The sequence below is a fragment of the Bradyrhizobium sp. USDA 4369 genome (assembly GCF_054056435.1).
This window is the reverse complement of the sequence record NZ_JBSRYH010000001.1, coordinates 7,818,735-7,838,818: the sequence shown is the minus strand read 5'-3', so window position 1 is coordinate 7,838,818 and position 20,084 is coordinate 7,818,735. Positions and strand designations below refer to the sequence as shown.

General features: G+C 64.6%; 18 protein-coding genes. 9 read left to right on the top strand and 9 right to left on the bottom strand.

The window, feature by feature from the left end; all coding sequences use genetic code 11:
• The first annotated feature begins 25 nt into the window (after nucleotides 1-25).
• Nucleotides 26-2,812, top strand: coding sequence for a phosphoenolpyruvate carboxylase (ppc, locus tag ACVIJ6_RS35565; protein ID WP_456776556.1), 2,787 nt, complete (start codon nucleotides 26-28; stop codon nucleotides 2,810-2,812).
• Between the two features lie 82 nt (nucleotides 2,813-2,894).
• On the opposite strand, the gene ACVIJ6_RS35560 is transcribed toward ppc, so the two are convergent.
• The 4 genes from ACVIJ6_RS35560 to ACVIJ6_RS35545 all read right to left on the bottom strand — a co-directional run bounded on the left by ACVIJ6_RS35560 (nucleotide 2,895) and on the right by ACVIJ6_RS35545 (nucleotide 6,892).
• Complete coding sequence (locus ACVIJ6_RS35560; RefSeq protein ID WP_456776555.1) at nucleotides 2,895-4,010, bottom strand: SMP-30/gluconolactonase/LRE family protein; 1,116 nt, start codon at nucleotides 4,008-4,010, stop codon at nucleotides 2,895-2,897.
• A 126-nt stretch (nucleotides 4,011-4,136) separates the two neighbouring features.
• Nucleotides 4,137-5,051, bottom strand: coding sequence for an SDR family oxidoreductase (locus ACVIJ6_RS35555; protein ID WP_456776554.1), 915 nt, complete (start codon nucleotides 5,049-5,051; stop codon nucleotides 4,137-4,139).
• A 283-nt stretch (nucleotides 5,052-5,334) separates the two neighbouring features.
• Nucleotides 5,335-6,474: a thiolase C-terminal domain-containing protein gene (locus tag ACVIJ6_RS35550; RefSeq protein ID WP_456776553.1), complete on the bottom strand. Its 1,140-nt coding sequence runs from the start codon at nucleotides 6,472-6,474 to the stop codon at nucleotides 5,335-5,337.
• A 4-nt stretch (nucleotides 6,475-6,478) separates the two neighbouring features.
• Nucleotides 6,479-6,892 (bottom strand): Zn-ribbon domain-containing OB-fold protein, encoded by a 414-nt coding sequence (locus ACVIJ6_RS35545; RefSeq protein WP_456776552.1) that lies wholly within the window; start codon nucleotides 6,890-6,892, stop codon nucleotides 6,479-6,481.
• 194 nt (nucleotides 6,893-7,086) lie between these two features.
• Here ACVIJ6_RS35545 and ACVIJ6_RS35540 point away from each other — a divergent pair, with 194 nt between their 5' ends.
• From ACVIJ6_RS35540 to alkB, 4 genes are all read left to right on the top strand, one after another.
• Nucleotides 7,087-7,410 (top strand): AtuA-related protein, encoded by a 324-nt coding sequence (locus ACVIJ6_RS35540; protein WP_456776551.1) that lies wholly within the window; start codon nucleotides 7,087-7,089, stop codon nucleotides 7,408-7,410.
• A 6-nt stretch (nucleotides 7,411-7,416) separates the two neighbouring features.
• The gene (locus tag ACVIJ6_RS35535; protein ID WP_456776550.1) at nucleotides 7,417-8,769 is read left to right on the top strand and encodes an amidase; all 1,353 of its coding nucleotides are present in this window, start codon (nucleotides 7,417-7,419) and stop codon (nucleotides 8,767-8,769) included.
• A gap of 89 nt (nucleotides 8,770-8,858) precedes the next feature.
• Entirely contained in the window at nucleotides 8,859-9,602 is a 744-nt protein-coding gene (locus ACVIJ6_RS35530; protein ID WP_456776549.1) for a 2OG-Fe(II) oxygenase, read from the top strand.
• 5 nt (nucleotides 9,603-9,607) lie between these two features.
• The gene (gene alkB / locus ACVIJ6_RS35525) at nucleotides 9,608-10,261 is read left to right on the top strand and encodes a DNA oxidative demethylase AlkB (protein ID WP_456776548.1); all 654 of its coding nucleotides are present in this window, start codon (nucleotides 9,608-9,610) and stop codon (nucleotides 10,259-10,261) included.
• 6 nt (nucleotides 10,262-10,267) lie between these two features.
• On the opposite strand, the gene ACVIJ6_RS35520 is transcribed toward alkB, so the two are convergent.
• The 5 genes from ACVIJ6_RS35520 to hpaH are packed head-to-tail and all read right to left on the bottom strand — an operon-like array spanning nucleotide 10,268 to nucleotide 15,578.
• Nucleotides 10,268-11,893, bottom strand: coding sequence for a thiamine pyrophosphate-dependent enzyme (locus ACVIJ6_RS35520; RefSeq protein ID WP_456776547.1), 1,626 nt, complete (start codon nucleotides 11,891-11,893; stop codon nucleotides 10,268-10,270).
• Between the two features lie 15 nt (nucleotides 11,894-11,908).
• Nucleotides 11,909-12,781, bottom strand: coding sequence for a fumarylacetoacetate hydrolase family protein (locus ACVIJ6_RS35515; protein WP_456776546.1), 873 nt, complete (start codon nucleotides 12,779-12,781; stop codon nucleotides 11,909-11,911).
• Between the two features lie 13 nt (nucleotides 12,782-12,794).
• Nucleotides 12,795-14,333, bottom strand: a complete 1,539-nt coding sequence (hpaE, locus tag ACVIJ6_RS35510) for a 5-carboxymethyl-2-hydroxymuconate semialdehyde dehydrogenase (RefSeq protein ID WP_456776545.1) — start codon at nucleotides 14,331-14,333, stop codon at nucleotides 12,795-12,797.
• Nucleotides 14,326-14,724: a 5-carboxymethyl-2-hydroxymuconate isomerase gene (locus ACVIJ6_RS35505; RefSeq protein ID WP_456776544.1), complete on the bottom strand. Its 399-nt coding sequence runs from the start codon at nucleotides 14,722-14,724 to the stop codon at nucleotides 14,326-14,328. Before ACVIJ6_RS35505 ends, hpaE begins: the two co-directional genes overlap by 8 nt.
• Nucleotides 14,725-14,771: 47 nt before the next feature.
• Entirely contained in the window at nucleotides 14,772-15,578 is an 807-nt protein-coding gene (hpaH, locus tag ACVIJ6_RS35500) for a 2-oxo-hept-4-ene-1,7-dioate hydratase (protein WP_456776543.1), read from the bottom strand.
• A gap of 113 nt (nucleotides 15,579-15,691) precedes the next feature.
• On the opposite strand from hpaH, the gene hpaR reads away from it, so the two are divergent.
• The 4 genes from hpaR to ACVIJ6_RS35480 all read left to right on the top strand — a co-directional run bounded on the left by hpaR (nucleotide 15,692) and on the right by ACVIJ6_RS35480 (nucleotide 20,013).
• On the top strand, nucleotides 15,692-16,207 hold the full coding sequence (gene hpaR, locus ACVIJ6_RS35495; RefSeq protein WP_456776542.1) for a homoprotocatechuate degradation operon regulator HpaR: 516 nt from the start codon (nucleotides 15,692-15,694) through the stop codon (nucleotides 16,205-16,207).
• A 167-nt stretch (nucleotides 16,208-16,374) separates the two neighbouring features.
• A complete protein-coding gene (locus ACVIJ6_RS35490) occupies nucleotides 16,375-17,460 on the top strand; it encodes a malate/lactate/ureidoglycolate dehydrogenase (RefSeq protein WP_456776541.1) in 1,086 nt (361 codons plus the stop codon).
• Between the two features lie 140 nt (nucleotides 17,461-17,600).
• Nucleotides 17,601-18,380 carry an HpcH/HpaI aldolase family protein gene (locus tag ACVIJ6_RS35485; protein ID WP_456776540.1) on the top strand — a complete coding sequence of 260 codons (780 nt, stop codon included), beginning with the start codon at nucleotides 17,601-17,603 and terminating at the stop codon, nucleotides 18,378-18,380.
• 109 nt (nucleotides 18,381-18,489) lie between these two features.
• On the top strand, nucleotides 18,490-20,013 hold the full coding sequence (locus ACVIJ6_RS35480) for a UxaA family hydrolase (protein ID WP_456776539.1): 1,524 nt from the start codon (nucleotides 18,490-18,492) through the stop codon (nucleotides 20,011-20,013).
• The last annotated feature ends 71 nt before the right edge of the window (nucleotides 20,014-20,084 follow it).

Genomic DNA, 20,084 nt, shown 5'->3' with positions numbered 1-20,084 from the left:
TGGGCAGCAGCTGGAGAGATCATCCATGTCGCCGCAAACCATGCCGTCCGAGGACATCCGGCCCAGTCGCGCTGCTGACGCCCAGGCCATGGAGGAGGATGCCCGCCTCCGGGACGATATCCGGCTGCTCGGCCGCATTCTCGGCGACACCGTGCGCGACCAGGAGGGGGCCGACGTCTTCGATCTCGTCGAGCGCATCCGCCAGACCTCGGTGCGCTTTCACCGCGACGAGGACCGTCAGGCCAGGCGTGAGCTGGAACAGATCCTCGACGGCATGACGATTGCTGAAACCGTCCGCATCGTGCGCGCCTTCAGCTATTTCTCGCATCTCGCCAACATCGCCGAAGATCAGAACAATATCCGCCGCATGCGCGCCAGGAGCGACGCCAATGGCGGCGCGGGCATGCTGGCGGCCACGCTCGCCCATGCCAAATCCGCCGGCTTCGAGGCCGCCGACCTGCGCAAGTTCTTCTCGACCGCGCTCGTCAGTCCCGTCCTGACCGCGCACCCGACCGAGGTGCGGCGCAAGAGCACGATGGACCGCGAGATGGAAGTTGCCATGCTGCTCGACCGCCGCGAGCGGATGCAACTCACGCCGGACGAGCGCGAGGCCAATGACGAGGCGCTGCGCCGCGCGGTGCTGACCCTGTGGCAGACCAATTTGTTGCGCCGGACCAAGCTGACGGTGCTCGACGAGGTCACCAACGGACTGTCGTTCTACGACTACACCTTCCTGCGCGAGGTGCCGCGGCTGCTGTGTTCGCTGGAGGATCGGCTCAATGACGGCGCCGAGGTCGCGGGTGATCTCGCCTCCTTCCTGCGCATGGGCAGCTGGATCGGCGGCGACCGCGATGGAAATCCGTTCGTGACCGCCGAGGTGATGCGCGGAACGCTGAAGCTGCAATCCAGCCTCGCGCTGCATTATTACCTCGAGGAGCTGCATCTGCTCGGCGGCGAGCTGTCGATCGCGGCGCATCTCGCCGATGTCTCCGAGGAGCTGCGCGCGCTGGCTGAACGCTCGCCCGACACCTCCCCCCACCGCAGCGGCGAGCCCTATCGTCTGGCGGTGTCCGGCATCTATGCCCGGCTGGCGGCGACGGCGAAGAAGCTCGGCATCCAGATCAGCCGGCTGCCCGTGGGGGCGGGTGCGCCCTATGACAGCGTCAAGCAGTTCCAGGACGATCTCGACGTGCTGCACCGCTCGCTGATCGCCAACAATGCCGAGGTGATCGCGCGCGGCCGGCTGCGGCTGTTGCGGCGCGCGGTGGACTGTTTCGGATTCCATCTGGCGCGGCTCGACATCCGGCAGAACTCGACGGTGCACGAGCGCACGGTCGCCGAGCTGATCGATACCGCCATGCCCGGTATGTCCTACATGGCGCTCAGCGAGGATGCGCGGGTCGGGCTCCTGGTCAGCGAGCTGCGCAATACCCGGTCGCTGGTGTCGCAGTTCGTCAAATATAGCGACGAGACGGTCGGCGAGCTCGAACTGTTCCGCGCCGCCGCCGAGGCTCACGCCACCTTCGGCGCCGACGTGATTTCGCAATGCATCATCTCTATGTGCAAGGGCATGTCCGACATGCTCGAGGCCGCTCTGCTGCTCAAGGAAGTCGGCCTGATCGATCCGTCCGGCCGCTGCGCCGTCAACATCGTGCCGCTGTTCGAGACCATCGAGGATCTGCAGGCCTCCAGCGGCATCATGGACCGGATGCTGGCGCTGCACGATTATCGCCGCCTGGTCGACAGCCGCGGCGCCGTCCAGGAGGTCATGCTCGGCTATTCCGACAGCAACAAGGACGGTGGCTTCGTCACCTCCGGCTGGGAGCTGTACAAGGCCGAGATCGGCCTCGTCGAGATCTTTGAGCGCCACGGCATCCGGCTCAGGCTGTTCCACGGCCGCGGCGGCTCGGTCGGCCGCGGCGGCGGCCCCAGCTATGACGCCATCATCGCCCAACCCGGTGGCGCCGTGAACGGTCAGATCCGCATCACCGAGCAGGGCGAGATCATCTCCAGCAAATATTCGAATGCCGAGGTCGGCCGCAACAATCTCGAAATTCTCGCCGCCGCGACCCTGGAAGCCAGCCTGCTGCATCCGCGCCAGCCGGCGCCGAAGCGCGAATATCTGACCGCGATGGACCGGCTCTCCGAGCTCGCCTTCAAGGCCTATCGCGGCCTGGTCTACGAGACCGACGGCTTCGTCGACTATTTCTGGGCCTCGACCGTCATCAACGAGATCGCGACGCTCAACATCGGCAGCCGTCCGGCGTCGCGCAAGAAGACCCGCGCAATCGAGGACCTGCGCGCGATCCCCTGGGTGTTCTCCTGGGCGCAATGCCGGCTGATGCTGCCCGGCTGGTATGGCTTCGGCAGCGCGGTGGAGACCTGGATCGCGGAGAATCCGGAGCAGGGTATGCCGTTCCTGCGCGAGCTCTATCAGGAATGGCCGTTCTTCCGCATGCTCCTGTCGAACATGGACATGGTGCTCGCCAAGAGCTCGATCGCGATCGCCTCGCGCTATGCCGAGCTGGTGCCCGACGAGGCACTGCGCGAGAAGATCTTCGGCCGCATCCGCCGTGAATGGCATCTTGCGATCGAGACATTGCTCGACATCATGGGGCAGGAGCGTCTGCTGCAGGGCAACCCGCTGCTGGAGCGCTCGGTGCGCAACCGTTTTCCTTATCTCGATCCGCTCAACCATGTGCAGGTCGAGCTGTTGAAGGAGCACCGCGCGCAGAATCCGGACGAGCAGGTGCTGCGCGGAATCCAGCTGACGATCAACGGCATCTCGGCCGGTCTCAGAAATACGGGATAATGCGAGTAGCGAACAGCGAGTAGCGAATAGGTCTCACTATTCGCTACTCCCCATTCGCTATTCGCCTCTCTTTATTCGCTCATCAGCAGATATGCGCGCCCTGCGTCTCGACATAGACCGCATAGAGCGACTGGCTCGCGGTCATGAACAGGCGATTGCGCTTCTTGCCGCCGAAGCAGACATTGGCGCAGATCTCCGGCAGCTTGATCTGGCCGATGCGCTGGCCGTCCGGCGCGAAGATGTGGACGCCGTCATAGCCTTCGCCGACCCAGCCGGCGCCGACCCAGATGTTGCCGTCGATGTCGACCCGCAAGCCATCGGGGAAGCCCGACTTGCCGTCCAGGGTCATGTCGATGAACGCCTTGGGGTTGGCGAGCTTGTCGCCATTGATGTCGTACTGCCAGATCACGTTCTTGGCGTTCGGATAATGCGTGATGCCGGTGTCGCAGACATAGAGCTTCTTGTAGTCCTGGCTGAAGGCGATGCCGTTCGGCTTGAACGGCTCGTCGGCGACCTTGGTGATGGCGCCCGACTGCGCGTCGACGCGGTACACGGCCTCCTTCTGGAACGGCTGGTTGGAGCCGTTGCGGACGTTCTGCCCCTCATAGAGGTTGATCGAGCCGTAGCCTGGATCGGTGAACCAGATCGACTTGTCATTGGGATTGACGACCATGTCGTTCGGGCCGTTCAGCGGCTTGTCATTGGCCTTTTCGGCCAGAACGGTCACCGTGCCATTGTGCTCGAAGCGGACGAGGCGCGTGCGCTCGGCCGTGATCTGGCGTCCCTCATAGTCGAAGGTGTTGCCATTCGACTCGTTGGAGGGCTTGCGGAACTGCTGCGAGATGTGGCCGTCATCGTCGAGATAGCGCAGCTGACGATTGTTCGGGATGTCGCTCCAGACGAGATACTGGCCCTGTGTGTTCCAGGCCGGTCCTTCCGCCCAGAGGCAGCCGGTGAACAGGCGCTTGATCGTGGTGTTGCCGACCTTGGCCTTGAAGCGCTTCTCGTCGATCACGACGATGTCGGGATCGGGATAACGCTGCGGTTCCGCATGCGGGCCGAAATCACGCGCAAGCGCGGGCGATACGGCGGCGGCGGCCGCGGCAAAGCCTGCGACGCCCTTGAGCAGCCTGCGCCGGTCGAAGCCGTCAGCTCCGGCCGGCGAATCCTGTGCGATGTCGTGTCGTGGATTTGTCATGGTGTCCTCCCAGTTTCTTGTTGGGAGGCGATCCTACGACAAAATCGTGGCGGTCAGCGGGTCGTTTAGACAAAAAACAACTTCAGATGGTGTGCACTGCAAGCGGCGTTTTTGCGCGCTGCAATGTCAGATCGGATCCCAGCCGAACACGTCCGCCGAACGATCGAGCTTGTAGAATGACGGCTTCAGCGCCGGCATCGCGTGTTCGGCGATGGTCTGCGGCGTCCAGCCTTCGCCGCGGTGCACCGAACGCAGCGGACGCGACTGGCCCATCAGGAAGATCTCATTCATGCGCACCGCGAAGATCTGGCCGGTGACGTCCTTCGAGGCATCGCTCAGGAGATAGGCGACGACAGGCGCGATCTTCTCCGGCCCCATCCGCTTCATCCGCTCGACGCGCTCCTTCTCGGCCTCGGTCTCGGCCGGGATGGTGCCGATCATGCGGCTCCAGGCAAATGGCGACACGCAATTGGAGCGGACATTGAAGCGCCCCATGTCGAGCGCGATCGACTTCGACAGGCCGACGATGCCGAGCTTGGCGGCGGCGTAATTGGCCTGGCCGAAATTGCCGATCAGGCCCGAGGTCGAGGTGAAGTGGACGAAGGAGCCGCTCTCCTGCTCGCGGAACAGCCGCGCCGCGGAGTGGGCGACGTAGAACGAGCCCATCAGATGCACCTTGATGACCGCCTCGAAGGCCTCGATGCTCATCTTGTGGAAGATCATGTCGCGCAGGATGCCGGCATTGTTGACGACGCCGTCGAGCCTGCCGAAATGGTCGGTCGCGGCCTTCACGATCTTGCTGGCCGGGATCGCCTCGGACACGCTCTCGAAATTCGCCACCGCTGTGCCGCCGTGCTTCCGGATCTCCTCGACGACCTCTTCCGCGGGCGCGGCGCTGGTGCCGGAGCCGTCGGACGCAACGCCGGGATCGTTGACCACGACCTTGGCGCCTTCGGCGGCGCATAGCAGCGCGATCTCCCGGCCAATGCCGCGGCCGGCGCCGGTGACGATGACGACTTTGTCTTGAAGCGATTTGGTCATGACGGTTTCCTCAACGTGATGTGTGAACCTGGTTCGCCCGCTGGTCGCTGGCAATCGCATATGACGATCTGAGTGTTTCGCGACGCTGTCTCTGCGTCGTCATGCTCGGGCTTGTCCCGGCCATCCACGTCCGTCCCAGTTTGCCGACCGACGTGGATGGCCGGGACAAGCCCGGCCATGACGGCGTGGAGAAAGCCCAAATCCAATTTACATCATCATATGCGATCGCCGCGCAGTCAGGACGTCGTGACGGAGAAGAGAGCGCCCGGAATGACGAGCGTTGTTACCTTTCGTTCGTGAAGATGATCGTTCCCGACGCGGCGAACATGCCGCCGACGCCGTGGCACACGGAAATCTTTGCGCCCGGCACCTGTGCCGGCGCGATGCCGCGCATCTGGCGCACGCTCTCCTGCAGTGCATACATGCCGTACATGCCCGAATGCATGTAGGACAGGCCGCCGCCATTGGTGTTGAGCGGCAGCTTGCCCCCCGGCCTGGTGTGCCCGGCGGCGATGAACGGCCCTGTTTCCTCATGCGGCATGAAGCCGAGATCGCCGAGCCCGAACAGCGGCAGATGCGCAAACGCGTCGTAGATCATGAGATGATCGACGTCGGCATGGCTGATGCCGGCTTCCTTGAAGGCGAGGGGACCTGCCACCTTGAAGGCGCGCGACGAGTTGAACGTCTCCATCTGGCTGACCATCGGCGTCTCCACGCTCTCGCCGGTGCCGAGAATGTAGACCGGCTTCTGCGGAAAATCCTTGGCGCGGTCGGCCGAGGTCAGGATCAGCGCGCCGCCGCCATCGGTGACGAGACAGCATTGCAAGAGCCGGAACGGATAGGCGATCATGCGCGAGTTCAGGACGTCATCGACCGTGATCGGCTCCTTCATCATCGCGCGCGGATTTTTTGCCGCCCATTCGCGCTGCACCACGGCCACCATCGCGAGCTGCTCATGGGTGATGCCGTAGGTCTTCATGAAGCGCAGCACGGGAATCGGGAACATGCTGGGCGGCCCGTACACGCCGAACGGCGCCTCGAACTGGCCCTGCAGGCTGTCAGGCGCGATCGAGCGCGGCAGCTTGCCGATCATCGACCGGCCGCTCTCGGCATGGGTGATCAGCACCGTCTTGCACAGCCCGGCTTCGATCGCCGCGGCGGCGTGCCGGACATGCAGCATGAACGAGCAGCCGCCGACCGAGGTGCCGTCGACCCAGGTCGGCGTGATGCCGAGATAGTGGCAGATCTGCTGCGGCGTCTCGACCGCAGTGGCGAAGCCGTCGATGTCCGAGAGCTTGAGACCGGCATCAGCAATCGCGTTCAGCGCCGCGTCGGCATGCAGCTGGATCTGCGACATCGTCGGGATGACACCGAGCTCGGTGGTCTCGGCGGCGCCGACCACGGCAACCTGGTTTCGACGCATGGCGTTATACTTTCGCCGGCCGGAACAAAGGCAGGGTGATTTGCTCGTCGAGCGGCTCGAAGGTGACTTCGAGCGGCATGTCGAGTTCGAGCGCCTCGGGGGTCTGCGGGCAGCCGGTGATGTTGCTCATCATGCGCGGGCCTTCCTCCAGCGCCACCACGGCGATCGCGTAGGGCGGCGTAAAGCCGGGCGCGGCCGGACGATGGTTGATCACATAGCTGTACAGCGTGCCTTTCCCCGAGGCCTTGAACACGCTGACCTTGCGGCTGGCGCAGGCCGGACAGAACGGGCGCGGCGGGAAATAGACGTGGGCGCAGGCGTCGCAGCGCTGCAGCCGCAGCTCGCCGGCTTTGGTGCCGTCCCAGAAATGCTGCGTCTCCGGTGTCGGCTTGGGACGTGCGCGCATCGGCTCGGCCATCCGGATCGATCCTCCCGTCAGGCGGGCTCCGTCGCCCGCTCATTTGCCGGATGTGATGCGCCATTTGGCGCGGATGCGTCAACGGTCCATCACGCCGCGCATGCAGCTCTCCGGCAAGCGCAGAGGTGCCGGGGACGGCAATTGCCGCCTGATGAAAATTGGTCTTTGATGCGGCGCGTAGGATCGGAGACGAGATGAAGCTGCGCGACATTGCCCATTCCCGGACCGGCGACAAAGGGGACACCTCGAACATCTCCGTCATCGCCTATGACGCCAAGGACTATCCGCTGCTGGTTGCGCAAGTGACGGCGGAGCGGGTCAGGGCGCACTTTGCCGGCATTGTCCAGGGCGAGGTGGTCCGCTATGAGCTGCCCAACATTGCGGCGCTGAATTTCGTGATGAGCCGGGCGCTCGGCGGCGGTGTCACCCGCTCGCTGGCGCTCGATGCGCATGGCAAATCGCTGAGTTCCGCACTGCTCGATCTGGATATCGCGGCCGATGCCGCAGACATGCAATAGGACGCCATGACCGTTTCAAATCCGACCCTGGCCATGCTGGCCGGCGATCTTGCCGCCGGCCGCACCACGTCCCGCAAGCTCGTCGAGGCCTGTCTCGCCCGCATCGCCGATCCGGCCGGCGAAGGCCAGCGCGCCTTCATCCATGTCGACAAGGAGGCGGCGCTTGCGGCGGCCGACGGCATGGACGCGCTGCGCAAGGCGGGGGCCGCGCCGTCGCCCTATGCCGGCATTCCCGTCTCGATCAAGGATCTGTTCGACATCAAGGGCCAGGTGACCCGCGCCGGCTCGCGGGCGCTGGAGGATTCCGCGCCGGCCGAGGCGGATGCGCCCGCGGTGGCGCGGCTGCGCCGGGCCGGCTTCGTCGTGATCGGCCGCACCAACATGACCGAGTTCGCCTATTCCGGCATCGGCATCAACCCGCATTACGGCACACCGAAGAGCGCCTGGAAACGCGACGTTGGCTACGTGCCCGGCGGCTCGTCGTCGGGCGCGGCGGTGTCCGTCGTCGACCGCATGGCCTATGGCGCGCTCGGCACCGACACCGGTGGCTCCTGCCGCATCCCGGCAGCCTTCAACGGCATCACAGGCTTCAAGCCGACCCAGGCGCGCGTGCCGCTCGACGGCGGCGTGCCGCTGTCGTCCACGCTCGACAGCTTCGGTCCGCTGGCGAACACCGTCGCATGCTGCGCGGTGCTGGATTCCGTGCTGGCCGATGAGCCGATCCGGCCGTTGGCATCGCGGCCCGTGAAAGGCCTGCGGCTCGCGGTGCCCACCACGGTCGTTCTCGACGATCTCGATGCCGAGGTCGCCCAGACGTTCGAACGCGCATTGGACACCTTGGCGAAGCAGGGCGCACTGATCGCGCGCATCGAATTCCCCGAATTTCTCGACGTCGGCATGATCGGCGCGAAGGGTGGCTTTGCCGCCGCCGAGAGCTACGCTTGGCACCGCGTCCTGCTCACAGCCAAGGGCGACGTCTACGATCCCCGCGTATCGGTCCGCATCCTGCGCGGCGAGGCGATCACCGTGCCCGACTACATCGAGATGCTCGACGCCCGCCGTTCGCTGGTCACGCGCGCCGCGGCGCGGATCGCGCCCTACGACGCGCTGGTGATGCCGACCACCGCCAACGCGCCGCCCAGGATTGCCGATCTCGCCGACGACCAGGCGTTTGCTCGCGAGAACATCCGCGCTTTGCGCAACTGTACCTTCATCAACATGATCGACGGCTGTGCGATCTCGCTGCCGGCGCATCGCCATGGCGAAGTCCCGGTCGGCCTGATGCTGGCGCAATCCGGCGGCCAGGACCGCAAGCTGCTGGAGATCGCGGCAGGGGTCGAGAGCGTGGTGCGGGGTTGAGTTCATCTAACAGATTAGCGTTGCCTCGGAACACCTTGTTCATCTGGAAACGGGTGGCGTGACGAGGGTCTGAGGGCCACATTGCGTGGATGACGAACGTACGCAAATTGACCTCGGTTCCGCCAGTCCTTGGTTCTCCGTGTATCGACGCGATTGATTGGGCCATGGTCGAACACGAGCTCGACGCGCGCGGCTGCGCCGTGTTGACGCATCTGGTGTCACCGGACGCCTGCCGCGGGCTGGTGGCGCTGTATCCGGACGATGCGCATTTCCGGAGCCGTGTCGTCATGGCGCGGCATGGTTTCGGGCGCGGTGAGTACAAGTATTTTTCCTATCCGCTGCCGGATCCGATCGCGCAGCTGCGGCCGCTTCTCTATGCGCATCTGGTTGAGCTCGCCAATCGCTGGAACGAGACGATGGAGATCGCTGTCCGCTATCCCGCCGAGCACGCCGACTTCCTCGCGCGCTGTCATGAGGCTGGGCAGACGCGGCCGACGCCGCTGCTGCTGCAATATGTCGAGGGCGACTACAATTGCCTGCACCAGGATCTCTATGGTGAGCACGTGTTTCCGCTGCAGGTCGCGATCCTGCTGTCCGAGCCTGGGCGGGATTTCGAGGGCGGCGAGTTCGTGCTGACCGAGCAGCGGCCGCGCATGCAGTCGCGCGCCGAGGTGGTGCCGCTGCGGCAGGGCGATGCGGTGGTGTTCGCGGTTCACAATCGCCCGGTGCAGGGCACGCGCGGCAGCTACCGCGTCAACATGCGCCATGGCGTCAGCCGGCTGCGCTCAGGGCGGCGGCATACGCTGGGCGTGATCTTTCACGATGCGAAGTGAGGGGCATGACGGCTGATCTGTTCGATGGACTTGAGGTCGCCGGACCGGCGCGCGAGCACCTCGCCCCCGGCGCCGTGCTGCTGCGCGGCTTTGCGAAGCCTCGTGAGATGGAGCTGATCGCCGCGATCGAGGCGATCACCGCGCAGGCGCCGTTCCGCCGGATGGTAACCCCGGGTGGCCATCAGATGTCGGTGGCCATGACGAATTGCGGCGCGTTCGGCTGGGTCACGGATCGCAGCGGCTACCGCTACGATGCCCTCGATCCGGACAGCGGCCAGCCCTGGCCGGCGATGCCGCCGCTGTTTCGGGAACTCGCCGAGCGCGCCGCGGGTGAGGCCGGCTTTGCCGGCTTCGCGCCGGATGCCTGCCTGATCAACCGCTATGAGCCCGGCGCCAAGATGTCGCTGCATCAGGATCGCGACGAACGCGACATCGGCGCGCCGATCGTGTCGGTGTCACTGGGCTTGCCGGCGACGTTCCTGTTCGGCGGCCTCAATCGCACCGACAAGACGCAGCGCTATCGTCTCGTGCATGGCGACGTCGTCGTGTGGGGCGGCCCGGCGCGGCTCGCCTTTCACGGCGTCGCGCCGCTCGCCGACGGCGAGCACGCGCTCCTCGGCCGCCGGCGCGTCAACCTGACCTTCCGCCGCGCGCGCTGATCGCGCTCACGGCTTGGGCGGATGAATGAATGCCCAGGGCGAGACCTCGCTGTCGCGCGGCACCTCGATGTCGATCAGATAGGGGCCGCCATGGGCGAGCGCTGTCTCCAGTGCCGACTTGAACTGATCGGGCGACGTGACCTTGCTGGCGGCGACGCCGAAGGATTCGGCGAGCCTGACGAAATCCGGATTGACGAGATCGGAGGCAACGACGCGGCCGTCGAAGCGTTCGCGCTGGTCGCGCCGGACATTGCCATAGGCGTTGTTGTTGAACACCAGCGTGACCACGCCGATGTTGTACTGCACGGCGGTCGCCAGCTCCTGCACCGCAAACATGAAGCCGCCGTCGCCGGTGATCGCAACGACCGGCTTGTCGGGGTGCGCGACCTTGGCGCCGAGCGCGGTGGGGAAGCCGGCGCCGAGCGTGCCCTGATAGCCCGAGGTGATGAAGGTGCGCGGCTCGTAGACCGGAAAACCGTACCAGGAGGCGAAGCCAACCTGCGACAATTCGTCGGTGACGATGGCGTCAGGCGGCAGCACCGCGCGCAGCACGTTCAGATAGGCCATCTGCGGCTGCACCTGCTGGATCTCCTGCGCGCTCGCAGCGCTGGCCTCGCGAATGGTTGCGCGGCGGCCTGATGTCTTGCGATAGCCCGCCTTGCTGACCGCCGCGGCCAGTGCGGCCGTGCCGGCCTTGGCATCGGCGACGATACCGGCATCAACGATCAGGCGCCGCATCTCGGCCGGGTCGATGTCAATGCGGATCGACGTCAAGCCGTCCGGCTTGAATGGCCAGCGGAACGTGGTCGGCAGCTCCATGCGGGTGCCGATGCCGATCATCAGGTCGGTCGTCGGCCAGAGCTTATAGGCCGCCGCCATGGTGAGGCCGAGCTCATGCGCATTGGAGACGATGCCGCGCCCGGACCGGAACGCCACGACCGGCGCGTCGATCATCTCGGCCAGCTCCAGGATCTCCTCGCGCGCCTCGATCGCGCCGGAGCCGACGAAGATCATCGGTGCCTTCGCGCCCGCAATCAGCGCCGCCGCCTTGGCGATGCGATCGGGATCGGGCTGCGGCGGTGTGAACGGCGCCAGCGGCTTTGCGGCGGCCGTGGCGGCCCTCTGCGTGAACACGTCCCACGGCATTTCCAGTGCGGCAGGGCCGCGCCGTCCCGACAGCATCTCCTGGAAGGCGCGCGAGACCAGTGTCGGCGCCGAGTCCGGATATTCGATGCGCTCGGCCCATTTGACGAAGGTGCGCAAGGTGGCGAGTTGGTCGGGCATCTCATGCAGATGGCCGCGGCCGCGGCCGAGATAGTCTGTCGGCACCTGGCCCGTGAGGCACAGCACCGGCTCGTTGCAGCCGAAGGCGGTGAGCAGCGCAGCTCCAGCGTTGAGCACGCCCGGACCGGGCACCACGCTGAACACGCCGGGCTTGCCGCTGGCGCGGGCATAGCCGAACGCCATGTAGCCGCAGGCCTGCTCGTGGCGGGCGCCGACGACTTTCAACTGCGCCTGGTGGAAGGCATCGAACAGGCCATAGACCTGCGCGCCGGGCAGGCCGAACACGGTGTCGACGCCGTGGGCAACGAGCCCGCTGACGATGGCTTCGCCGCCGGTCATGGTGGTCATGCTGATATTCCGTTTCTACTGTGCTTCGTCGACGACGCCGTTGCGCAACGTGCCGACGCCTTCGGCCTCGATCTCGATGACATCGCCGGGCTTCAGAAAGCGCGGCGGATCGAACCGCGCACCGGCGCCGGTCGGCGTGCCCGTCACGATCACGTCGCCGGGGATCAGCGTCGTGAACGTCGAGATGTAATTGATGAGATAGCGGAACCCGAAGATCAGCCGTGAGGTCCGGTCGTCCTGGCGCAATTCGCCATTGACGCGCGTCGTCAGTCGGATGTCGGCAATCTGGCTCTCATCGGTGTAGGGCACGATCCAGGGCCCGAGACTGCCGGTGGAGTCGAAGTTCTTGCCCTGGGTGACATTGAATTTGGCGTGCCGCACCCAGTCGCGGATCGTGCCTTCGTTACACAGCGTCAGCGCGGCGATGTGGTCGAGGGCCTGGCTTTCCGGGATGTGGCGGCCGCCTTTGCCGATGATCAGCACGAGCTCGCCCTCATAGTCGAGCTGCGGCGAGGCGCGCGGGCGCACCAGCGGCGTCTCGTGGCCGACGAAGGAGCGCGGGGTGCGCATGAACATCGAGGGGTATTTCGGCGCGTCCTGGCCGTCTTTATACTCGGCATTGCGGTCGGGATAGTTGACGCCGATGCAGATGATCTTCTCTGGCGAGGGGATCGGCGGCAGCCAGGTGATGGCATCGAGGCCGTGATCGGGCGACAGGCCGGAGGCGGCGTCGGTCAGCCGCGGCAGGGCCCCGGCTGCGATCACCTCGCGCAGGGTCGGATAATCCTTGGCAAAGCGTGCCGAGAGATCGATGAAACCTTGATCGGTGACGAGGCCGTAGCGGACAACGCCGTCAACGGCATAGGTGGCGAGGCGAGGGGAGGTCATAGGTGTTTCTCCTTTACACGCCGAGACGCTGGATTTTGTGGGTGCCGCGCGCGAGCGAGACGTGCTTGGTCTCCATGTAGAAGTCGAACGAATAGTCGCCGCCGTCGCGGCCGATGCCGGACGCCTTCATGCCGCCGAACGGCGTCGGCAGATGACGGACGTTCTCGGAATTCAGCCAGATCATGCCGGCCTCCAGCGCGTCGGCCACGCGCAGCGCGCGGCCCATGTCGCCGGTCCAGACATAGCCGGTGAGGCCATACTGTACGTCATTGGCGATCGCGATCGCATCCGCCTCGTCGCGGAACGGGATCACTGTCAGGAATGGCCCGAACACCTCTTCCTGCGCCACGCGCATGGTCTGGCTCGCGCCCGTGACGAGCGTAGGCTCGACATAGTGGCCGCCGCCCGGGCCATCGAGCCGCTTGCCGCCGACGGCAATGATCGCCCCGTCCTGGCGCGCGATGTCGACGTAGGAGCAGACTTTGGCGAGATGCCGCTCATGGATCAGCGGCCCGATCTCGGTCGCGGGATCGAGCGGATGACCGACCTTCAGCGCACGCACGCGCGCCGCGAGCTTGGCCGTGAATGTCTCAGCAATGTTCTGCTGCACCAGCAGGCGGCTCGAGGAGGTGCAGCGCTCGCCGTTGAGCGAATAGATCATGAACACGACGGCATCGAGTGCGCGATCGAGGTCGGCATCGTCGAACACGATCACCGGGTTCTTGCCGCCGAGCTCGAAATGCACGCGTTTCAGGGTCGGCGCGCCCTGCGCCATGATCGCTGACCCGGTCGAGCTCTCGCCGACGAAGCCGATCGCCTTGATGCCAGGATGTTCGGTCAGCGCCCGGCCGGCCTCCTCGCCGAAGCCATGGACGGTGTTCAGCACGCCATCGGGGATACCCGCGTCCTTGGCGAGTTTCGCCAGCCATTGCGCCGTGATCGGCGACCATTCGGCCGGCTTGTGCACGACCGTGCAGCCCGCCGCGAGCGCCGGGGCGATCTTCCAGGTCGACAGCATGAACGGCGTGTTCCATGGTGTGATTACGCCGACCGGGCCGATCGGCACCCGCGTGGAGATGTTCCAATGCTCTTCGCTCGGCGTATTCAGCCCGTCGCGCGCTTCGGTGCATTTGTCGGCGAAGAAGCGGAAATTCTCGGCGGCGCGGATCGCCGCTTTGGCCATGAAGCGATAGGCCTGACCGGTGTCGATGCATTCGAGCACGGCGATGTCGTCGGCATGATCCTCGATCGCATCGGCCACGCGGTGCAGCAGCTTGCGCCGCATCGCCGGCGCCATCTCGCGCCATGATTTGAAGGCGAGCGCAGCAGAGGTCGCGGCGCGGTCGATGTCCTCGGCATTGCCGCGCGCTACTTTGGCCAGCACGGTGTTGTCGATTGGCGACTTCGTCTCGAACGTCGCGCCCGAAATCGCCGGCACCACCTTGCCGTCGATGAAGTGGCCGATGCCCTCGTCCTTGAGCTTGGCGAGCAGGGGGGCGGCGCGGTCGAGATTGGCCTTGTAGATGTCGGCTTTAGGAGTGGCCTTATCCATGGGATGCCTCCGCTTTCAGGGCGTCGTGGATGTTGTTGCGTTTCCAGCTGGTCGCTGCGTCGTTGATCTGCATGTCGAAGGACAGCGCGAACTTGCTGCTCGCGAAGATCGGGTCGAGATGCGCTGAGAGCGCCTTGAAGACGTGTTCCCCGGCGCGCTGCCTGGCCGCGAGATCCCGGCCTTCGCCGAGCCGCAGCAGCATCGCGAGGAAGCCATAGTCGGGCTTGCCGTCGGCGATCGCGTAATGCTCACAGCGGATGGCGCGTACGCGGATGCCGCCAATCGGAAAGATGCCGGTCTCGCCGGCGGCCTTGCGAACGATTTCACAGACCTCGGCCATGTTGAGGCGCTCGTCGAGATTGGCCGAGTATTCGATGCTGAAATGCGGCATGGTCTTTACTCTCGGTCTTTGCTCTCGGTTTTTGTCTCGCGTCGGCGTCAGCCGAAATAACAGCTTACCGTCCCGTACGGACCGTAGTCGGCTTGAATCGTATCGCCCTTGCGCGCCTCGATCGGCCGGATGAATGAGCCGGCCAGCACGACCTGTCCCGGTTCCAGGGCCAGCCCCTGCGCGGCGATCTTGTTGGCCAACCAAGCCACGGCCGTCGCGGGATTGTTGAGGACGCCGGCCGCGAGACCAGTTTCTTCGAGCTGTCCGTTCTTATAACAAAGTGCGCCGATCCAGCGCAGGTCGGCGTCGAGCGGTCGCAGCGGCCGGCCGCCGAGCACGATGCCGGCGTTTGCGGCATTGTCGGCGATCGTGTCAAAAATCTTGCGCGTGGCTTTGGTCGCGGGATCGACGCGCTCGATTCGGGTGTCGAGGATCTCCAGCGCCGGTACGACGTAATCGGTCGCATTCAGCACATCGAACAATGTGCAGTCCGGTCCCGAAAGCCGGTGCTTCATGACGAATGCGAGCTCCGCCTCGATCCGCGTCGCGATGAAGCGGTCGGATGGCACGATGCCGCCATCGGCGAAGAACATGTCGTCGAGCAGCACGCCCGAATCCGGCTCGTCGATGTTGAGCGCGCTCTGCATCGCCTTCGATGTCAGGCCGATCTTGTGGCCCTTGATGATCCGGCCGGCCGCGACCTTGATATCGATCCAGGCCTGCTGGATCGCATAGGCGTCGGCGATCGTGATATCGGGAAATTCCTGTGAGAGCTGTCGGATCTGGCTGCGGCTTTTCTCTGCCTGATCGAGGCGCAGGGCACAGCTATGGATCTGGTCGTGCGTCAGGGGCATGAGATGATTGCTCGGAAATAACGTGTCAGCACATGATTAACATGTTAAGTTTTGGCGAGCAAACCGAAACGATATTTGCTGCGCTGCAAATATTTGTGCGGGCGGGGAGAGGCATGGGCGAGACCAGAAGTAAGGGCGAAAAGCGGGCGGCGAAGGAGAGCCGCAAGGTGCCGATGCGTGGCTTCTCACAGTCCTTGCCGATGGCGCTGCTGCGCGCCCGCGAGGCGGTCATGCGTCAGTTCCGTCCAATCCTGCGGCAGCATGGGCTGACGGAGCAGCAATGGCGTATTTTGCGCGCACTGGCGGCCGTCGATGCCATCGAGGTGACCGAGCTGGCGCGGGTTGCGTTCCTGCTCGGCCCCAGCCTGTCGCGCATTCTGCGCGATCTGGAGACGCGCGGTCTCATCCAGCGCGAGGTGAATGCGCGCGATCTGCGGCGGGGCGTCCTCTCCATCTCAGCGAAGGGCCTGAGGCTGATCGCGCTGGTCGCGCCGAACTCCGAGGCGGTCTACGCGTCCATTTCGGAGCGTTACGGTGCGCGCAAGCTTGCCGCGTTGCACAAAATGCTCGATGAGCTCGAGCAGAGCGTTGGACCTGATCTCGAGCCGGATGACGGCCCCGATGAATGACATCGTGCAGAGGTCGGCTAATTTCATCCTTGCCCGATGCTCATGCTTGGCAGGCTCTTCAACAGTTTGATAAGAAGCGATGCAGTCGAGCGGAGATGGCGTGCGTCGCAGACATGGCAATCCATGCTAACTCTGGTTTCGCATTCTGATCGAACCTGCGAGTTGTCATGGTCATAATCAAGGTTTCCCGCCTTATTGATTTCGTTGCTGACATTTTCGAACATTCCCACTCCTCGTCCGAGGAGGCCCGCCGAATAGCCACCTACCTCACCACCGCGAACCTGACCGGCCACGACAGTCATGGCGTGATCAGGGTGCCCGTCTATATCCGCTGGCAGAAGATGGGCTTCATCGTGCCCAATCAGTCGGCCGAGCTCGTTGTCGACACGCCGTCGATGGTCGTCGTCGACGGCAGGTTCGGCTACGGCCAGACCGTTACGCCCCAGGCGGTGAAGATCGGCATCGATCGGTGCAAAAAGAGCGGACTCGCGGCGCTGGCGCTGCGCAACTCCGGGCATCTCGGCCGTGTCGGCGATTGGGCGGAAATGGCCGCCGCCGAAGGATTGGTTTCAATTCATTTCGTCACTGCTGCGGGCTCATTGCTGGTCGCGCCTTTCGGGGGGGTCGAGAAACGGTTCTCGACGGCGCCATATTGTGTGGGTATCCCGCGCCACGGGCAGGACCCTATTGTTCTGGATTTTGCAACCTCCATCGTCGCCGAGGGCAAGGTGCTGGTGGCAAGCCGTGGCGGCAAGAAACTCCCCAAAGGTGCCCTGATCGACGCCGACGGTACGCTCAGCGAGGATCCGTCGGTGCTCTACGGTCCATATGAGCCGGAGGGAACGCGGGATCATACTAAGGGAACGGGAGCCATCCGCGCTTTCGGCGAGCACAAGGGCTCAGGTCTGGCCTTCATCTGCGAGTTGCTCGGAGGTGCCTTGACCGGGACCGGCGCAACCTCGGCGGGTCGGCGCTTTGCCAACGGCATGCTCGCCATTTACATCGATCCCAAGGTGATCGATCCCGCCAGCTTCTTCGACGGCGAGATCGCCCGCTACACGGATTTCATCCGGGCTACCAAGCCGGTGTCCGGCGTCGATCAGGTGCTGGTGCCAGGTGATCCCGAGCGCAAAATGCGGGCGGAGCGGACCGCCAACGGCGTGCCCTTGCCCGATGACACCTGGGCGGCGATAGTGAGCACGGCCCGTGAAGTGGGTGTCAGCGAAGCGAGCATTCAGCGAGCCACATCGTGACATCAGCATGATCGCGGGGCGCGCGGAGCGACCCCGAACAAAATCGACGGGGTTGGGTCTCTTCGCGCCGCGCCCTCCGTGAGAGCGGAGGAGTTCGAAAAAGACAGTTCGATTGAACAACAAGGGAAGGAAACGCAGTCGTGGCGAACAATAAGGTCAAGCAGCTCTGGGCCGAAGGCAAGGCGGTGGTGAATGCCTGGCTCGCGATCCCCTCGGGATTCTCCGCGGAGGTCGTGGCGCAGTGCGGCTTCGACAGCGTCACCGTGGATATGCAGCACGGCGTGCAGGATTATCTGTCGATGGTGCAATGCTTCCAGGCGATGCATGGTCACCCGGTGACGCCGATGGTTCGGGTGCCCTGGAACGAGCCCGGGATCATCGGCAAGGTGCTCGACGGCGGCGCCTATGGCGTGATCTGCCCGATGGTCAATACGCCGCAGGAGGCGCGCAATCTCGTTTCCTACTCGAAATATCCACCGAAGGGCGTGCGTTCGAACGGCCCGATCCGCTCGGGCATGTATGGCGGCGCCGGCGAGTATCAGAAGACGGCCAATGACGAGATCGTGCTGCTGCCGATGATGGAGACCAGGACGGCGGTCGAGAACATGGAAGCCATTCTCGATGTCGAGGGCATCGACGGTGTCTATATCGGGCCGTCCGATCTCGGCTTTTCCTATGGGCTTGTGCCGAAGCTCGACCGCGACGAGCCGGAGATCCTGAAGATCTATGAGAAGATCGTGAAGGAATGCGGCAAGCGCGGCCTCAACCCCGGCATCCACTGCAGCGGCGCCGAAGGCGCTGTCCGCGCCATCAACATGGGCTTCAAGCTCGTGACCTTGTCGAATGAGGTCGGGCTGATGCAGGTCTATGCCCGCCAGCAGGTCGCCCAGACCCGGAAAGACTCGGGCGGCAAAGCCTGAGAGCGAATTGCGAATGGGGAGTAGCGAATAGGGATTGATTCAATCCGCTATTCGCACTCGCTGTTCGCGTATCTGTTACCGGTCGACGTCTCGAAACGAGAGAAACGCCATGGCTCCCACCCCCGTCATCCGTCTTCACCCAGAGGATAGCGTGCTGATCGCCCGTTCGAGCCTGCCGCCCGGGCTCACGGTTGCCGATGGGGTGGTGACGGTCGACCGCGTCCCGGCAGGCCATAAGGTCGCAGTGCGTCCGATTGCCTTGGGGGAGCCGGTCCGCCGCTATGGCCAGATCATCGGCTTCGCAACCGCGCCGATTGCACCGGGACAGCATGTTCACACACAGAACTGCGGCATGGGCGATTTCGACAAGGACTACGCTTATGGCGTCGACGTCAAGCCGACGCCGAACTTCGACCTTCCCGCAACCTTTGAGGGCATTCGTCGCCCCGATGGTCGCGTCGCGACGCGCAACTATATCGGCATTCTGACATCCGTGAACTGTAGCGCGCATGTCGCGGGCTTGGTCGCTGATGTCTTCAAGAAGAATCCATTTACGGGCGACAACCCACTCGCCGACTATCCGAATGTCGACGGTGTCGTGGCGCTGACGCACAAGACCGGCTGCGGCATGACGCTGGATGAGCCGCTGAAGTTGCTACGACGCACCCTCGGCGGCTACGCGCGGCACGCGAACTTCTCAGCCGTGATCGTCCTGGGCCTCGGTTGCGAGGCGAATCAGATCGGCGGACTGATGGAGGAGCAGAAGCTCGCCGGGCGGCTGCGTGCGATGGACATTCAGGAGGTCGGCGGCACCCGCAAGACGGTCGAAGCCGGCATCGCCTTCGTGAAGGAGGCGCTCGCTGACGCCAACAAGGCGAAGCGCGAGACGGTCCCGGCGAGCGAACTGACGGTCGCGCTGCAATGTGGCGGGTCGGACGGCTATTCCGGCATCTCGGCAAATCCGGCGCTGGGTGCTGCCAGTGATCTGCTGGTGCGACATGGTGGCACGGTCATTCTGTCCGAGACGCCCGAGACCTATGGTGCCGAGCACCTGCTGACGCGGCGCGCGGTCAGTCGCGAGGTCGGTGAGAAGCTGGTGTCGCTGATGCGCTGGTGGGAGGAGTATACGGCGCGCGAGGGCGCCGAGATGAACGCGAATCCCAGTCCGGGGAACAAGGCCGGCGGCCTGACGACCATCCTCGAGAAATCACTCGGCGCGATGGCCAAGGCCGGCAGCACCAATCTCGTGGATGTGCTGCATTACGCCGAGGCGGTCAGCAAGAAGGGCTTCGTCTTCATGGACACGCCCGGTTATGACCCGGTGGCCGCCACCGGACAAGTTGCGGGTGGTGCGAATCTCGTCTGCTTCACCACCGGGCGTGGCAGCGTGTTCGGCTGCAAGCCTGCGCCGTCCATCAAGCTCGCGACCAACACGCCGATGTACAAGCGGATGGAAGACGACATGGACGTCAACTGCGGCACCATCCTCGATGGCGAGGAGACGGTGCAGGAGTGCGGCCAGCGCATCTTCGAATTGATGCTGAAGACCGCCTCCGGGCAACCGACCAAGAGCGAGAGCTTCGATTTCGGCGGGGCCGAGTTCGCGCCCTGGGTTCTTGGCGCTACGATGTAGCTCGGACTGGAACTTTTCAGCTGCTGAGATTGATTTGCAACTGATGAGCGCCGCCGTTGCGTGGCCGCTGT

What these genes read in the sequence shown, in the direction of transcription:
- alkB (WP_456776548.1), top strand. Translation starts at nt 9,608, where the DNA reads ATGACGGCTGATCTGTTCGATGGACTTGAGGTCGCCGGACCGGCGCGC.
- hpaR (WP_456776542.1), top strand. Translation starts at nt 15,692, where the DNA reads ATGGGCGAGACCAGAAGTAAGGGCGAAAAGCGGGCGGCGAAGGAGAGC.
- ACVIJ6_RS35505 (WP_456776544.1), bottom strand. Translation starts at nt 14,724, where the DNA reads ATGCCGCATTTCAGCATCGAATACTCGGCCAATCTCGACGAGCGCCTC.
- ACVIJ6_RS35520 (WP_456776547.1), bottom strand. Translation starts at nt 11,893, where the DNA reads ATGACCACCATGACCGGCGGCGAAGCCATCGTCAGCGGGCTCGTTGCC.
- hpaH (WP_456776543.1), bottom strand. Translation starts at nt 15,578, where the DNA reads ATGCCCCTGACGCACGACCAGATCCATAGCTGTGCCCTGCGCCTCGAT.
- ACVIJ6_RS35545 (WP_456776552.1), bottom strand. Translation starts at nt 6,892, where the DNA reads ATGGCCGAGCCGATGCGCGCACGTCCCAAGCCGACACCGGAGACGCAG.
- ACVIJ6_RS35515 (WP_456776546.1), bottom strand. Translation starts at nt 12,781, where the DNA reads ATGACCTCCCCTCGCCTCGCCACCTATGCCGTTGACGGCGTTGTCCGC.
- ACVIJ6_RS35490 (WP_456776541.1), top strand. Translation starts at nt 16,375, where the DNA reads ATGGTCATAATCAAGGTTTCCCGCCTTATTGATTTCGTTGCTGACATT.
- ACVIJ6_RS35480 (WP_456776539.1), top strand. Translation starts at nt 18,490, where the DNA reads ATGGCTCCCACCCCCGTCATCCGTCTTCACCCAGAGGATAGCGTGCTG.
- ACVIJ6_RS35550 (WP_456776553.1), bottom strand. Translation starts at nt 6,474, where the DNA reads ATGCGTCGAAACCAGGTTGCCGTGGTCGGCGCCGCCGAGACCACCGAG.
- ACVIJ6_RS35555 (WP_456776554.1), bottom strand. Translation starts at nt 5,051, where the DNA reads ATGACCAAATCGCTTCAAGACAAAGTCGTCATCGTCACCGGCGCCGGC.
- ACVIJ6_RS35535 (WP_456776550.1), top strand. Translation starts at nt 7,417, where the DNA reads ATGACCGTTTCAAATCCGACCCTGGCCATGCTGGCCGGCGATCTTGCC.
- ACVIJ6_RS35540 (WP_456776551.1), top strand. Translation starts at nt 7,087, where the DNA reads ATGAAGCTGCGCGACATTGCCCATTCCCGGACCGGCGACAAAGGGGAC.
- ppc (WP_456776556.1), top strand. Translation starts at nt 26, where the DNA reads ATGTCGCCGCAAACCATGCCGTCCGAGGACATCCGGCCCAGTCGCGCT.
- hpaE (WP_456776545.1), bottom strand. Translation starts at nt 14,333, where the DNA reads ATGGATAAGGCCACTCCTAAAGCCGACATCTACAAGGCCAATCTCGAC.
- ACVIJ6_RS35560 (WP_456776555.1), bottom strand. Translation starts at nt 4,010, where the DNA reads ATGACAAATCCACGACACGACATCGCACAGGATTCGCCGGCCGGAGCT.
- ACVIJ6_RS35530 (WP_456776549.1), top strand. Translation starts at nt 8,859, where the DNA reads ATGACGAACGTACGCAAATTGACCTCGGTTCCGCCAGTCCTTGGTTCT.